The 14939-nt window shown below is 44.4% G+C and carries 12 protein-coding genes; 9 read left to right on the top strand and 3 right to left on the bottom strand.

Annotation, left to right across the window (positions count from 1 at the left end):
* Positions 1-68 precede the first annotated feature (68 nt).
* The 7 genes from putP (at position 69) to ACXAFM_RS15090 (ending at position 8262) form a co-directional block, all read left to right on the top strand.
* Entirely contained in the window at positions 69-1574 is a 1506-nt protein-coding gene (gene putP, locus ACXAFM_RS15120) for a sodium/proline symporter PutP (RefSeq protein WP_474831301.1), read from the top strand.
* A gap of 254 nt (positions 1575-1828) precedes the next feature.
* On the top strand, positions 1829-2743 hold the full coding sequence (gene cysD, locus ACXAFM_RS15115; protein ID WP_014948797.1) for a sulfate adenylyltransferase subunit CysD: 915 nt from the start codon (positions 1829-1831) through the stop codon (positions 2741-2743).
* A complete protein-coding gene (gene cysC / locus ACXAFM_RS15110; protein ID WP_474831302.1) occupies positions 2743-3339 on the top strand; it encodes an adenylyl-sulfate kinase in 597 nt (198 codons plus the stop codon). The genes cysD and cysC overlap by 1 nt, the downstream gene beginning before the upstream one ends.
* On the top strand, positions 3339-4130 hold the full coding sequence (gene cysQ, locus ACXAFM_RS15105; RefSeq protein WP_474831303.1) for a 3'(2'),5'-bisphosphate nucleotidase CysQ: 792 nt from the start codon (positions 3339-3341) through the stop codon (positions 4128-4130). Before cysC ends, cysQ begins: the two co-directional genes overlap by 1 nt.
* Before the next feature lies 1 nt (position 4131).
* On the top strand, positions 4132-5547 hold the full coding sequence (gene cysN / locus ACXAFM_RS15100; RefSeq protein WP_474831304.1) for a sulfate adenylyltransferase subunit CysN: 1416 nt from the start codon (positions 4132-4134) through the stop codon (positions 5545-5547).
* A gap of 16 nt (positions 5548-5563) precedes the next feature.
* Positions 5564-7288 carry an SLC13 family permease gene (locus ACXAFM_RS15095; RefSeq protein ID WP_474831305.1) on the top strand — a complete coding sequence of 575 codons (1725 nt, stop codon included), beginning with the start codon at positions 5564-5566 and terminating at the stop codon, positions 7286-7288.
* A gap of 269 nt (positions 7289-7557) precedes the next feature.
* Positions 7558-8262 (top strand): YIP1 family protein, encoded by a 705-nt coding sequence (locus ACXAFM_RS15090; protein WP_474831306.1) that lies wholly within the window; start codon positions 7558-7560, stop codon positions 8260-8262.
* 150 nt (positions 8263-8412) lie between these two features.
* Here ACXAFM_RS15090 and ACXAFM_RS15085 read toward each other — a convergent pair whose 3' ends face one another.
* Positions 8413-9366, bottom strand: a complete 954-nt coding sequence (locus ACXAFM_RS15085) for a DUF3025 domain-containing protein (protein ID WP_474831307.1) — start codon at positions 9364-9366, stop codon at positions 8413-8415.
* A 70-nt stretch (positions 9367-9436) separates the two neighbouring features.
* On the opposite strand from ACXAFM_RS15085, the gene ACXAFM_RS15080 reads away from it, so the two are divergent.
* Together ACXAFM_RS15080 and asnB are read left to right on the top strand one after the other, a co-directional pair.
* Positions 9437-11104 carry a M28 family metallopeptidase gene (locus tag ACXAFM_RS15080; RefSeq protein WP_474831308.1) on the top strand — a complete coding sequence of 556 codons (1668 nt, stop codon included), beginning with the start codon at positions 9437-9439 and terminating at the stop codon, positions 11102-11104.
* Between the two features lie 399 nt (positions 11105-11503).
* Positions 11504-13174: an asparagine synthase B gene (gene asnB, locus ACXAFM_RS15075; protein WP_118489858.1), complete on the top strand. Its 1671-nt coding sequence runs from the start codon at positions 11504-11506 to the stop codon at positions 13172-13174.
* A gap of 67 nt (positions 13175-13241) precedes the next feature.
* On the opposite strand, the gene ACXAFM_RS15070 is transcribed toward asnB, so the two are convergent.
* Entirely contained in the window at positions 13242-14123 is an 882-nt protein-coding gene (locus ACXAFM_RS15070) for a type 2 periplasmic-binding domain-containing protein (RefSeq protein WP_474831309.1), read from the bottom strand.
* Positions 14124-14223: 100 nt separating this feature from the next.
* Positions 14224-14898: a 7-carboxy-7-deazaguanine synthase QueE gene (gene queE / locus ACXAFM_RS15065; RefSeq protein WP_474831310.1), complete on the bottom strand. Its 675-nt coding sequence runs from the start codon at positions 14896-14898 to the stop codon at positions 14224-14226.
* Positions 14899-14939: the final 41 nt, after the last annotated feature.

Here is a 14939-nt window from a genome sequence, read left to right as displayed (position 1 = left end):
GTCGCCGACTGACGTAGAGACTCTAAGTCATAGGTGTTAGCATGAAATAAAAAACATAGGGAATTTATATGGCTACTGGCACGATAATCTCGTTGGGTTTGTATTTTATTGTAATGTTGGGAATAGGCCTATTTGCCTATCGGCAAACAGACACCAACGTAGAAGGCTATATGCTTGGCGGCCGCCAATTAGGCCCCGCTGTAACCGCACTTTCAGCAGGCGCATCAGATATGAGTGGCTGGATGCTCATGGGTTTACCTGGTGCCATGTACGTATCGGGCTTATCTGCAGGCTGGATTGCCGTTGGATTGGTTCTAGGTGCGCTCGCAAATTATATGTTGGTCGCTCCGCGCCTTCGCGTTTACACCGAAGTGGCTAACAACTCCATTACCCTCCCCGACTATTTTGAGAACCGTTTTGCCGATAACTCGCGTTTATTGCGCGTTATAGCTTCTGTGGTTATCGTTGTCTTCTTCACGCTGTATACCTCTTCTGGTGTTGTCGCTGGTGGAAAGCTTTTTGAAACATCCTTTGGCTTAACTTATGAGACCGGCTTATACGTTACTGCCGGTGTTGTCGTTGCCTACACCCTCGTAGGTGGATTTATGGCAGTGAGCATGACCGATTTCGTTCAAGGCTGCATAATGTTCGTATCACTCATTATGGTACCTGCTGTGGTCATCAGTGAGCTTGGCGGCATTGGGGCTTCAATTGACGCACTAGATACCATTAATCCTGCTTTATTTGATGCATTTATGGACGCCTCTACTAATGAAGCACTAAGCGTAATTGGTATTGTTTCATTAATGTCATGGGGTTTAGGCTACTTTGGCCAACCACATATTATCGTTCGTTTCATGGCTATCCGTTCGGTAAAAGATATTCCTACCGCTAGAAACATCGGCATGAGTTGGATGATTGTTTCTATCATCGGCGCGCTAATGACGGGTTTATTTGGGTTGGCTTATATTACCGGTAACGGCAATGACATTGACCCAGAAACAGTATTTATCTACCTTTCTCAAATTTTATTCCATCCGCTTATTGGAGGCTTCTTACTCGCTGCGATCCTAGCGGCTATCATGAGTACCATTTCGTCTCAGCTACTAGTAACGTCTAGTTCACTTACCAGCGACTTTTATCAAGCCTTCCTTCGCAGAGATGCATCTGATGGTGAGTTAGTAATAGCGGGTCGTGTAAGCGTTGTAGCCGTCGCACTCGTGGCTATCTACCTGGCTTATGATAGAGACAGCACGATATTGACCTTAGTGAGTAACGCATGGGCTGGCTTTGGTGCAGCATTTGGCCCGCTAGTACTGTTTAGCTTATTTAAACGTGAAATGACCCGCCGCGCGGCATTGGGAGGCATGATAGTTGGTGCTGTGACTGTACTTCTATGGATTTATCTTCCGATAGAAATCGGAGGCCAAAAGCTTGGTGCGTGGATGTACGAAATTGTACCCGGGTTCATTTTGTCGAGCTTAACCATAATGATTTTGAGTAAATCAGGTACACCAAGAGAAGGCGTGGTCGATACGTTCGATGCTTTCCAAACCAAGCTTAATGAAAAGTAATAAAAAATAAATCGTCAATAAGACTAAAAGTAAGGCCCTGCTTAGTTTTCTAAACAGGGCTTTTTTCTTTTCATAGCCCTTGAAAAAAGTAGCTTATGCTTCAATTGCATGACAGTTTTATTTATTGGAATAAGATAGCTATTTTAAATAGCAAAATCGCATACTACTTTTAAATTTAAATATGTTATCGTTCTATGCAGAAAAATAACCCACATATAACTTTTTTGTATATAACATAAAATTCGGACTTCAAAATGACTGCTAGTATCCCGTCTGTAACGCATTTGAAACAACTCGAAGCCGAGAGTATTCAAATTTTCCGTGAGGTCGCTGCTGAGTTTGAAAACCCAGTAATGCTTTACTCTGTAGGAAAAGACTCTTCAGTGCTGCTTCACCTTGCCCGTAAAGCGTTCGCGCCAGGCAAAATTCCTTTTCCACTTCTACACGTAGACACCACGTGGAAGTTTGGCGAAATGATTAAGTTCCGTGACGAACAAGCTAAGAAGCACGGTTTTGATTTACTTGTTCACATTAATGAAGAAGGTGTTGAAGCTGGCGTTGGCCCATTTAGCCACGGTTCAGCAAAACATACTGACATCATGAAGACCCAAGCGCTTAAGCAAGCGCTGAACAAATATAAGTTTGACGCAGCGTTTGGTGGCGCTCGACGCGACGAGGAAAAATCACGTGCCAAAGAACGTGTTTATTCATTCCGCGACAGCAACCACCGCTGGGACCCTAAGAACCAGCGCCCAGAACTTTGGAATATCTACAACTCACAAGTTAACAAAGGCGAAAGCATCCGCGTTTTCCCAATGTCTAACTGGACTGAGCTAGATATCTGGCAATACATTTACCTAGAAAATATCGATATCCCTCAACTGTACCTTTCTAAGCCTCGCCCTGTGGTAGAGCGTGATGGCGTGCTTATCATGGTTGATGACGACCGTATGCCGCTTGAAGAAGGTGAAGTTCCAGAAATGCGCTCTGTACGTTTCCGTACCCTTGGCTGTTACCCATTGACCGGTGCGGTAGAGTCAGAAGCTGCGACCTTACCTGAAGTTATTCAGGAAATGCTGCTGACCAAAACGTCTGAACGCCAGGGCCGAGTTATCGACCACGACAGCGCAGGCTCTATGGAGAAGAAGAAAATGGAAGGGTACTTCTAATGGCCACAGACAACGTTGTTTGGCATAAACACGAAGTCAACAAAACCACTCGCTCTGAGAAGCTAGGTCAAACGCCCCGTGTATTTTGGCTTACGGGTTTAAGCGGCTCTGGTAAATCAACATTAGCCAACTTGCTTGAGAAAAAGCTTCACGAGCAAAACAAGCACACGTACTTGCTTGATGGCGACAACGTACGTCACGGCTTATGCGGCGACTTAGGCTTTAGCGACAAAGATCGCGTTGAAAATATTCGCCGCATCAGTGAAGTTGCGAAGCTATTCGTCGACGCAGGTACTCTTGTGCTTACCGCTTTCATCTCTCCGTTTAAGGCAGACCGCGATTACTGCCGTAGCCTAATGGAAGACGATGAATTTGTAGAAGTGTTTGTCGATACACCCCTTGAAGTGTGTGAAAAACGCGACCCGAAAGGGCTATACAAGAAAGCACGTAGCGGTGAAATTAAGGATTTCACAGGTATTGATTCAGCCTATGAAGCACCTGAAGCGCCAGAAGTACACTTAACCTATCAGGATGAACCAGCAGAGCAAACCGCTGAGCGATTGTATGCTTTGCTACAAGAAAAGGGATTGGTGTAATGACACAGCCTTTAAATACCCTTGCACAAAAAGTGCTAGCTATCGCCAAAGAAGCCGGCGATAAGATAATGGCCATTTACGAGAAAGACTTCGCCATTTATGAAAAGCAGGATACCAGCCCGCTAACAGAAGCTGACCTTGCCGCCCATAACGTAATCGTTAAAGCCCTTGAAGCTGAATCTGACCTGCCGATTCTTTCTGAAGAGTCAGCAGATATTTCATGGGAAGAGCGCAAAACGTGGTCGTCATACTGGCTGGTAGACCCGCTAGACGGCACTAAAGAGTTTATTAAGAAAAACGGTGAGTTTACGGTAAATATTGCACTTATCGAAAACGGTAAACCGACCATGGGTGTGGTTTACGCGCCAGCACTAAACAAAAGCTACGTAGGTATTGTTGGTGAAGGTGCGTGGACTGAAGTAAATGGCGAATTTACCGCTATTTCTGCGCGCAAGCACGATGGTGCACAAGTGTGGAAAGTGGTAGGTAGTCGTTCTCACCAAAGCCCTGAAATTCAGAATTTATTGGCGCAGCTTGAAGGTGAAACCGAGCTTGTGGCGATGGGCAGTTCACTGAAGCTTTGCTTAGTGGCAGAAGGCGAAGCACATCTTTACCCTCGATTAGGCCCAACATCTGAATGGGATACAGGTGCAGCGCACGCCGTCGCATTAGCGGCAGGAGCAAACGTAACCGTACTTGACCCTGAAAATCCATTAGATGACAACGCTGACGCTCTTACGTACAACCAAAAAGAGTCTGTGTTAAACCCCTTTTTCCTTGTGAGCGCATAACATGAACAATGAAAACGAATTATTAAGACAGGACGTTCTGTCTTACCTTGAGCAACACGAAAAGAAAGACATGCTACGTTTCCTTACCTGCGGTAGCGTAGACGACGGTAAGAGTACCCTTATTGGTCGCTTACTTCACGATTCAAAAATGATTTATGAAGACCAGCTTGCCGCTATCACTAAAGACAGCAAAAAAGTGGGCACTACAGGCGAGAAAGTTGACCTTGCCCTTCTTGTAGACGGCCTTCAGTCTGAACGTGAACAAGGTATTACAATTGACGTAGCATACCGCTACTTCTCTACCGACAAGCGTAAATTTATTATCGCTGATACCCCAGGGCATGAGCAGTACACGCGCAACATGGTAACTGGCGCGTCAACGTGCGACCTTGCTATTATCCTTGTTGATGCACGTGGTGGCGTTAAAGTGCAAACCAAGCGTCACTCATTCCTAGTTTCACTTCTAGGTATTAAGCACGTTATTGTTGCTATCAACAAAATGGACTTAATGGACTATTCAGAAGAAGTGTACAAGCAGATTCAGGAAGATTACCTGAAGTTTGCTGAACAGCTTGATATTCCTGATATTCAGTTTGTTCCTATTTCAGCGCTTGAAGGCGATAACGTGGTAGGTGTAAGTGAAAAAACACCTTGGTTTGACGGCACGCCACTAATGGAAATGCTAGAAAATATTGAAATTGGTGAAGATGACAATCAAGAAGATTTCCGCTTCCCTGTACAGTATGTTAACCGCCCTAACCTAGACTTCCGTGGCTTTGCCGGTACGGTAGTATCAGGCCAGGTTGCACCAGGCGATGAAGTGACGGCACTTCCTTCAGGTAAGAAATCAAAAGTTAAGCAAGTGGTTACATTTGAAGGCGATCAAGAACGCGCTTATGTACCTCAAGCGGTTACGCTAACCCTTGAAGACGAAATTGATATCTCTCGTGGCGACATGATTGTGAAATCAGACAACTTGCCACTGCTTAACACCCAGTTCAAAACACATTTAGTGTGGATGTCTGAAGAGCCGCTAATGCCAAACAAGCAATACTTGTTTAAGTTCGCGACTAAGTCAACGCCAGGGGTTGTTGCTCATATCGATAATCAAATTGATGTGAACACGCTTGAAGAAACAGATGCCATGCACCTAAATCTTAACGAAATTGGTGTGGTAGACGTTAAGTTCACTCAGCCAGTCGCCTGTGACCCGTACAAGCGCAACCGTCCTACAGGTTCATTCATTGTTATCGACCGTTTAACCAATGGTACGGTAGGTGCAGGTATGATCATCGACCAAATAGCGGGTGATGCACAACATACTTCGCCTAACTTCTCTGAGTTTGAACTTGAATTCAATGCATTAGTTCGCAAGCACTTCCCGCATTGGAACTCTGTGGATATCAGTAAACTATAAGCAGGACTGGAGCAATATGGATGTGACCCAGTTCATCGTACTGGCAATTTTTGTCAGTACGATATGTGCGCTGATTTTTACCAGTCAGCGCCCTTCTACTGTGTTTTCTGGTGCAGTGTTAGCTTTACTGGTTACCCAGCAGTTATCTCTTGATGACATCTTGCTAAATTTAACAAACAAGGGGCTTATTACCCTTGTTTTGTTGCTTTTGGTAAGCAGTGCAATTGATAAAACAGCGCTAATAAAACGCCTAGGTAGAAAACTTGTTAGTGCTAACTTTACGCATTCTTACTGGCGACTGTTCTCACTTACTTTTGTTTCTTCAGCGCTACTCAATAACACCGCTATTGTGGCTAGCCTTATTGGCCCTATAAAACAAAACCAATATCACCCCGCTTCCCGACTACTGATCCCGCTCTCGTACGCTGCAATACTCGGTGGCACGGTGACTTTAATTGGTACCTCAACTAACCTTATTGTAGATAGCTTTCTACAAGAGCACGGGCACCCTGGCTTCAATTTCTTCGACTTCACTCTGTATGGCTCTATTGCTGGGCTAAGCTGTGGCCTTCTCATGTTCATGTTATTACCTTTGCTACCTAATATTGGCAACAAGAACAATAACTATCATGAGTATATGGTTGAAGCAGAAGTCGAAGCAGTTTCAGAGCTCATCGGCAAAACCGTAGAACAAAACCATTTACGTAACTTACCAGAACTCTTTTTGGTTGAAGTGGTGCGCAATGGCAACCTGATATCTCCTGTTGGGCCTGATCTGGTTATTCTGGAAAACGACAAACTGATCTTCTCTGGCAATGTCCAAAAGCTAGATAACTTAAGCCATATAAAAGGATTAAGCATGTTCGCAGAAACTGATGGTGTTTTGCGTGAAAGCTTAACGGAAGTTGTAGTAGCCAACCGCGCTCAAATAATTGGGCAAACCATTAAGAACCTTGGTTTCAGAGCGCTGTTCGATGCCGCTGTCGTCGCTATTCGCCGCGATGGAGAGCAACTATCAGGGAAGTTAGGCGAAATAAAGCTTCAGGCGGGAGACTTCTTGCTTTTAGCTACGGGCCCAGACTTTGCGACTCGTCAAAACTTAAACAAAAACTTTTTCATTTTGTCTGAGCAAAAAATTGCCCGCCCATTAACCAATAAGCAAGAGTGGATCACCCTTGGTGGTTTCCTTACGACTGTGTTATTAGCCGCGACTAATGTCATTTCATTGGCTATTGGTTTATTGTTCTTAGCTGCGGTGCTTATCGGCGTTAGGGTTACGTCAAACGGCGAAATGAAGCGAAACCTGCCGCTAAACTTGATTGTTGTAATAGTCGGTGCGCTAAGTTTAGCCACTGCGCTCGAAAACTCTGGGGTCATTACCACTACAACCGAAGCGCTCATGCCTCTTTTGGCGGGCACTGATTGGTTTGTGGCGCTCGTGGTTATCTACTTGCTAACCTTACTTTTAACTGAGTTCGTTACCAACAATGCAGCTGCGGCATTAATGTTCCCGTTTGCTTATGGGCTAGTGCAAATTATCGGCGCACCGCTAATGCCATTTGCTTTAGCCGTTGCCTTTGCGGCAAGCGCGAGCTTTATATCGCCATTTGGCTACCAAACCAACCTCTTGGTTTACAATGCTGCCAACTACAAATTTGCGCACTTTATAAAGATAGGGTTACCTATATCTGTAATGTACAGCACAATAGTGCTAACGCTGCTGAATATAACTTATCTATAGGCTGTGTACGGTCTTACTAGCATAAAAAACAAAAGGGAAGCCTAGCTTCCCTTTTTACTGCTCTTTAACCGAATCTGCGCGCTACAATTAACTAACTTTATTCATTTTCCCTTACAAAAAAATGACTCTTTATCAGAATCTTGTGCTGTACATAATGTGTGCCCGCCAGTAATCTTTATACTTATCTACGTGTTAACGAACAATAATTTACAGCATTGTTTTACACAAAACCTAAGTAGCAAATAAAAACTAAGAAAGAGGAGCAAGGGATGCACACTGTGACGAATCCTTTTCAAGCGTGTAATGATATCTTTTTTAAACCGAATGGTGTCTTTAAAGCAGTTGGTGAGCACAACAACTGGAGCTGGATGCCGTTTGTCTTGGTTATGACTATCACACTAGTATCACAATATCTTTATGTGAACTTTGTCGACATTGAGTGGTTTGCAGAAATGAACATCGCTTCACAGGGCGATATGAGCCCGGCTGAAGAAGAGCAGATGAAGTCTTTTTTCACAAGAGATGCGCTACTTTGGTCTTCTATTATCGGCGCTTTTTTTGTTCCTATCATTGTTAACGCTGTTTATGCCGTTTACGTAAACTTGATGACACGTTCAGATGACAGTCATGTTTTCGGTTTTACTGACTGGTACGGTTTTGCGTGGTGGCTTTCAATGCCTTATGTGCTGACTGGTTTGGTTGGCGTTGCTCTGCTGTTGTTTGCTGGCGACCATCAGGTAGCGCCATCAATCTTGTCGCCAGCGTCTCTTGGGTATATTGCGAATATCCCGATGGACTCGCCTTGGTACGCTTTCGGACAAGCTTTAAGATTAGAGCTTTTTTGGGGAATTTATTTGGCCACCGTAGGCATCTCGCAGTGGACGTCTTTTCCTCTTAAGAAAGCGGCACTCATTGCAAGCGCCCCGTATGTGGTTATCTACGGTATTTGGTTGATTGCTTTAGCGCTATTCTAAAAAAATCACTTTCAATAGCCCGCTTTCCACTTGGCTATTTGTTGTCGCTGCCCCGATAAAACGGAGGCAGCGACAAGCTCCTACCTAAAATTTAAATTTTCGAAGCTTAATTTAAAAAACGCGGTGCACAAGTCAACGGGCCCAAGCCCTTTAAGACCACAAAGGTAGCTGAATTGTCGGCTTACTTCCCTCGCGTAGCGGTTTAAAATAGTCTTTATTCTGATAAAACGTTTCATCTTGTTGACTGTGCCACAAAGGAACACCAAGCAAAGGCAATGGCTTTAAAAGCGGTGTTTTTTCAAAATAATTTAACGCTTTGATGCGTGCTGTCATCGCATCGTCTAACAGCAAGCGCTGCTGCCATTTATTGAGACGGCTAAAACCATATGGTACAGCTACTGCTAACCACTTGCCTGTAAGACCTATAAATGGGTTTAACATCATTTCCAAATTCGCGTGTCCGAAGATAAAAGGGCTAACCTGTGTGTGCCACAGCACCCGTTTTTCGACAAAGACACGCTCCCACTGATGGGATGCTAATTCCGCTAAAAACGTTTCAAGGGTGTCACTATCACATGACGCACCTTGCATGGCCTTACCTGTCGCTTTGCTATATGAGTTAGCAAGTGTTGCTGTTCGCTTAGGCTTATTTAAAGCAGTGTTCTCAGAGGCTTCAATCGCAAGGACTACACCACACTCATCGAAGTGAGTAATGCGATTGCGGCGCGCCGTTCTGGGGTTTACACCGTGCGCATTGATATCACTAATATGTAGCGCGTTTAACAAAGATTTTGTTTTTGGAAACTGCAGCCAGATAAGTGCATTAAACAAGTCGTGCCAGCTATGCTCTCGGGTAGGAACTACACCGTCTTCGCTAATGATGGTCTCGTAATACCGCTCGTCATCATGTGAAAACTGGCTTTGTCCCTTAAACAAGGGGCCTTGCCAATGATCATAATATCGAGTCGTTAATTCATTTAGCTGTTCAGGCGTAGGAAATTCGTCGTTACTAAGCAAGCCAACCTCTTCAAGAAGCGCCGTAACCGGTTTACTGGCGTGTTTTAGTAAGTAGTCTTTACAGAAGGGGATTGAGTTTGATTGCATATCAACTATTGGTTCGCTTTGGGGTTTTCTCTATACTGGTCGCGTATTGTAGAGCAAACAGAGACTAACAATGAAAAAAATGTTTTTGCCATTGCTTGTACCTACCCTTTTAGGCGTAAGTGCTTGCACACCTAACAACGACAGCACCACGACAAACGATAAAGCGCAGAAAACTATGCCTGTGGCTTCTAACTTCGACAGTGTTTATAACAGCATTTCTGATGCTGATATCCGCGAGCCGTTAAAAGTCTTGTCTTCCGATGAGTTTGAAGGTCGTTTACCAACGACTGAAGGTGAAAAGAAAACCATTGATTACTTGGTCAGTGAATTTACTAAAGCAGGTCTTAAGCCGGGTAATGGCGATAGCTTCCTTCAAAAAGTTGCGCTTATGGAAATCACAGCTGATCCAGATATGACCATGAGCATAGGCGACAATATCTTTGCCTACAAAGAGCAAATGGTTGCCTCTTCGAAGCGTGAGCAAAGCTCGGTATCTCTTGAAGATTCCGAACTGGTGTTCGTTGGTTACGGCGTTAATGCACCAGAATACGACTGGAACGATTACGAAGGGTTGGATGTTAAGGGCAAAACCGTGGTTATGCTAATCAACGACCCTGGTTTTGAAAACCCAGAAAGCGGTAAGTTTCAAGGTACTACCATGACCTATTATGGCCGTTGGAGTTACAAATACGAAGAGGCGAGTCGACAAGGGGCGGCGGGTGCCATTATCGTTCACGAAACCGCGCCAGCGTCTTATGGCTGGTCTGTTGTTGCAAACAGCTGGAGTGGTCCGCAGTACGGTTTAGTTAGTGCCGATAAAGGCGCGAGCCGCGTTGCTGTTGAAGGTTGGCTTACGTTAGATGCTGCGAAAAAAGTGTTTGCTGATGCCGGCCTTGATTTTGATGCCGAAAAAGCTAATGCCATGCAAGGTCCATATAGCAAAGCGATGGATATCAAAGCCTCGGTTACCGTAAAAAACACGTTCAAAAAGTCAGAAAGCAACAATGTAATCGCCACATTACCGGGTACCGAGTTTCCTGATGAGCATATTATCTACACGGCACATTGGGATCATCTAGGTAAAGATGAAAGCAAAGAAGGCGACCAAATCTATAACGGCGCGCACGACAACGCCACAGGTACTGCAGCAATGCTTGCTATGGCTAAAGCCTATTCAGAACTTACGCCTGCACCAAAACGCTCGGTATCATTTTTAGTGGTAACCGCTGAAGAACAAGGGCTATTGGGCAGTAAGTTTTATGCCAGCAACCCCGTTATTCCTATTGAAAATACCGTTGCGAACATCAATATGGATGCAATGAACGTTTTGGGTAAAACCAAGAACGTGGCGGTTGTAGGCATGGGCAAATCAGAAATGGAAGACTACCTTGAAGCCGCTGCAGTTAAGCAAGGCCGAACGCTTACCCAAGAAGACCGACCTGAAGCAGGTTACTACTACCGTTCTGACCACTTCAGCTTTGCTAAACAAGGTGTACCAGCACTTTATGCAGAGGGCGGCAATGAGCCAGCAGATGAAGAAACGGCTAAGTACAGAAAACGTATGAACGTTATCGTGACAGGCTGCTACCATCAAGTGTGCGACCAATATCGCGATGACTGGGACTTAAGCGGCATTGTACAAGACACGCAGATGCTGTTTGATGTGGGTGTCGGCGTTGCGAATGCTGACACTTGGCCTAAATGGAATGAAGCAAGTGAGTTTCAGCGCAAAAATTAATATCCGCTCTGACTTCTAAGCGTCAAAAATGCTTAGTTATGCAGTAAAACTAAAAGGGCCTTTTTACAGGCCCTTTCTTACTTCTCTTTACTATATCACTGCTTCAAGCGGCTTCGAATTGCTATTTTTTACTATTCAGAAAACTCACGGGCTATTTAGTTGACATAATAATTATGCATTCTAAATAGGATAAAAATGTTAATAAACGGCTGTTTTGAGATAAAAGGAATAAGTATTTCCATTTTCTCATCATAATCTACTTGCAATTTCCTGTCAGACTGGCACATTCAAGGCACGCGAAAAAAGAATAAAAACAATCCTTCGCTCACTCGTACGCGAGTACCGACAGAAAAAACTTCTATTATTTTTTTCAACAAGTGAACAGAGAGAATCCGTTATATGTGTGGTATTTTCGGTATCCTTGATATCAAAACCGATGTGTCTGAACTCAGAACCCAAGCCCTCGATTTATCAAAACTATTGCGCCACCGTGGCCCTGACTGGTCGGGTATCTGGAATAATGACAATACCATTCTTTGTCACGAAAGACTGGCGATTGTCGACGTAGATACAGGGGCACAGCCTCTTATCAGCCAAAACGATAAGCAAATTCTTGCGGTTAACGGCGAGATTTATAATCACAAGCAGCTAGCCGCTGACTTAGATGAGCCGTATCCATTTAAAACCCGTTCAGATTGTGAAGTTATCCTTCCGCTTTTTCAGCAAAAAGGCATCGACTTTATTGATGACCTAGAAGGCATGTTCGCGTTTATTCTTTACGATGAAGAACAAGACGCTTACCTGATTGCCCGTGACCACATTGGTATTATCCCGCTTTATACGGGTTACGATGAACACGGAAACTTCTATGTTTCGTCAGAAATGAAAGCACTAGCGGGCGTATGTAAGACAATTAGTGAATTCCCTCCAGGTCACTACCTGTGGAGCAAAGAAGGAAAAATCACTAAGTACTACAAACGCGACTGGATGGAATACGACAACGTAAAAGACAACACAAGCGATTTAGACGAGCTTCGTGTAGCGTTTGAGAAAGCGGTGAAGTCACACATGATGTCTGACGTGCCTTACGCAGTTCTGTTGTCTGGTGGTCTAGACTCATCACTGGTTTCTGCTGTGGCTGCACAGTACGTAGCCAAACGTGTCGAAGATGAAGACAAGACTGACGCGTGGTGGCCACGCCTTCACAGTTTTGCTGTAGGTCTTGAAGGTGCTCCTGACCTTAAAGCTGCGAAGAAAGTGGCGGATATGATTGGTACCGTTCACCATGAAATCCATTTCACCATTCAAGAAGGTTTAGATGCCATCCGTGATGTTATCTTCCATCTTGAGACCTACGATACAACCACTATCCGCGCCGCTACCCCTATGTACCTTATGACCCGCAAGATTAAAGCAATGGGTATAAAGATGGTGCTTTCGGGTGAAGGCTCTGATGAAATCTTTGGTGGCTATCTGTATTTCCATAAGGCGCCAAATGCCAAAGAGTTCCACGAAGAAACGGTACGTAAGCTGGATCGTCTTCACATGTTTGACTGTGCTCGCGCCAACAAAGCGACGTCAGCATGGGGTGTTGAAGCACGTGTTCCTTTCTTAGATAAGAACTTTATTGACGTAGCCATGCGCCTAAACCCACAAGACAAGATGTGTCTTGATGGAAAAATGGAGAAGTGGATCCTTCGTAAAGCATTTGATAACGGCGAAACCCTTCCCGCGGAAGTATTGTGGCGCCAGAAAGAACAGTTTGGTGACGGTGTAGGTTATTCGTGGATTGACTCAATTCGCGACTTTGTGGAAAACGAAGTAACCGACCAACAACTGGCTACTGCTGAATTCCGCTTCCCAGTGAATACGCCTGACACCAAAGAAGGCTATTACTACCGTACTATTTTCGAGAGCTACTTCCCTCAAGAAAGTGCCGCGCGCTGCGTACCTGGCGGTAAGTCAATCGCCTGTAGTACTGCAGAAGCTCTTGAATGGGACGAGAGCTTTAAGAACAATGCCGACCCATCTGGTCGCTCAATGAAAGATGTTCACGCTGGCGAGTCTTAATAGACGCCTAAATAAAGATATGTATAAAACGCAGCTTAGGCTGCGTTTTTTATTTCTGTTTAACTCTTTATAACGTAGGTTTATACCAGAGTGCAGAATTAGTGAGAGGCGTCTCAATAGGAAGCAATGGGTTTTCCAGAGTAAATATTTTGCGCTCACTAACGTCTAGAGACTCTAAGATAGGCGCATAGGTAGACTCAAACAAGGCGTCAAATGAACCGTCTTCTATAGCTCTATTTAGGCCAGTCTGAATGAGGTTTTCTAATGTTTTATTATTCCCATTAACGAAGTAGTACATTGCTGTCGGGTAATAAAGGGCCATTGAAGGCTCGAGGTAGAGATTAGTGCGACGGCCTTCTTCCTCGAGTTCTGCGCTCACCTCCATCACCGAGCGGGGGAAAAAGTCACCTTTGCCCTGTTTAATCATGTCATACGCTTCACGAAATTCAGGCACGGTGAAAACATTGAACCCGTTAGCTTGCAAAATCTTAGTATCTGGCCACTCTTCTCCTTGGATAGGAACAAGTTTACGCATATCGTTCAACGACAATACATCATCAAACTTCGACTTTTTGTCTTCGTTAATAACAAAGACGCGAAAGCCAATAAGCCCTTTGGCGATAGGTATTCGAATAGGAGTCAGCTCTTTTTCGCGCTGGTTATCTGTCATGCTCCACACAACGTTAACTTCTCTATTCTCACGTAGCTGGCGCATAGCCTTACTCGTCAGTAAGATGCGATCCGAAGGGCGAAGCTCGTAATTGACACCTGTTTTATCGAGAGCGAGTTTCAATAAAGCAATAGGATATTGTGCACGTGCATCGGAGTCGTCGATCGGCCTGGGATAGGTAATCGTCCATGTAGCGCCATCTGCCATTGGTACAATAGCCCAAAGACATAGAGCAATAGCTGCAGTAACGGCTTTTTTAAGCAAGTTGAAGCTGTGCATTTTCTTTATGCCCACGTTGAATTAAAGAGTGAGTTATAGAGTGAGCTGAGTACTCTTGATCGCGTTTTATTCTTTTAAAAGGCAGATATGTATTAAACATTTATTCAATGCCAATGTATTTGTGTGTTTGTAAAGATAGCCGCCAGTTGCGCTCAATACAAGTCCGCACAGCGAGTTCAGTTGCTCTCTTCTGCTGGCTAATTGGTTGTAAACAAACCTGTTTTCCTTCCAGCGATGATACGCTGCTCAGCAGAGCGTCAAGTTCATCAATATGCTTTTGCATAGCAATAGGATGCTTAATTTCGTTTGCTCTTTCTAAAGCACTGACTAAAACGTCGTATCCACCTTTCATATTTATTTTAGGTGAAACAGTTACGTAAGTGCGCTCATCACAGAGCACTTCAAAGGTGCCGCTGGTTTCAATTTGCGTGGTGTAACCACTATTGTGTAGCAGGGTTGTCAATGGGCGTAAATCGTACATACAAGGCTCACCTCCAGTGATGACTACGTGTTTTGCCACGTATCCTTGCTTACTAAATTCGGCCAGCAAGGCGTCTTCACTTGAGATGAAATAACTTTCTGACTCTTCGCCTTTGGTTATCACAGCCTGAGGCGAAACACTTAAATCAGGTTTAATTTCCCACGTATGTTTAGTATCACACCATGGGCAGCCTACAGGGCAGCCCTGCAGACGAACAAAAATAGAAGGTATACCTGTGTGAGCACCTTCACCCTGGATAGTTTCAAACATCTCATTGATGTTTAATGTGGACATTACAGACAATTTGACACCCTTTAACGATTGTATGTTGGGAT

It is taken from the genome of Alteromonas sp. ABD4_190 (assembly GCF_056160105.1).
This window is presented reverse-complemented; position numbering and strand designations above follow the sequence as displayed.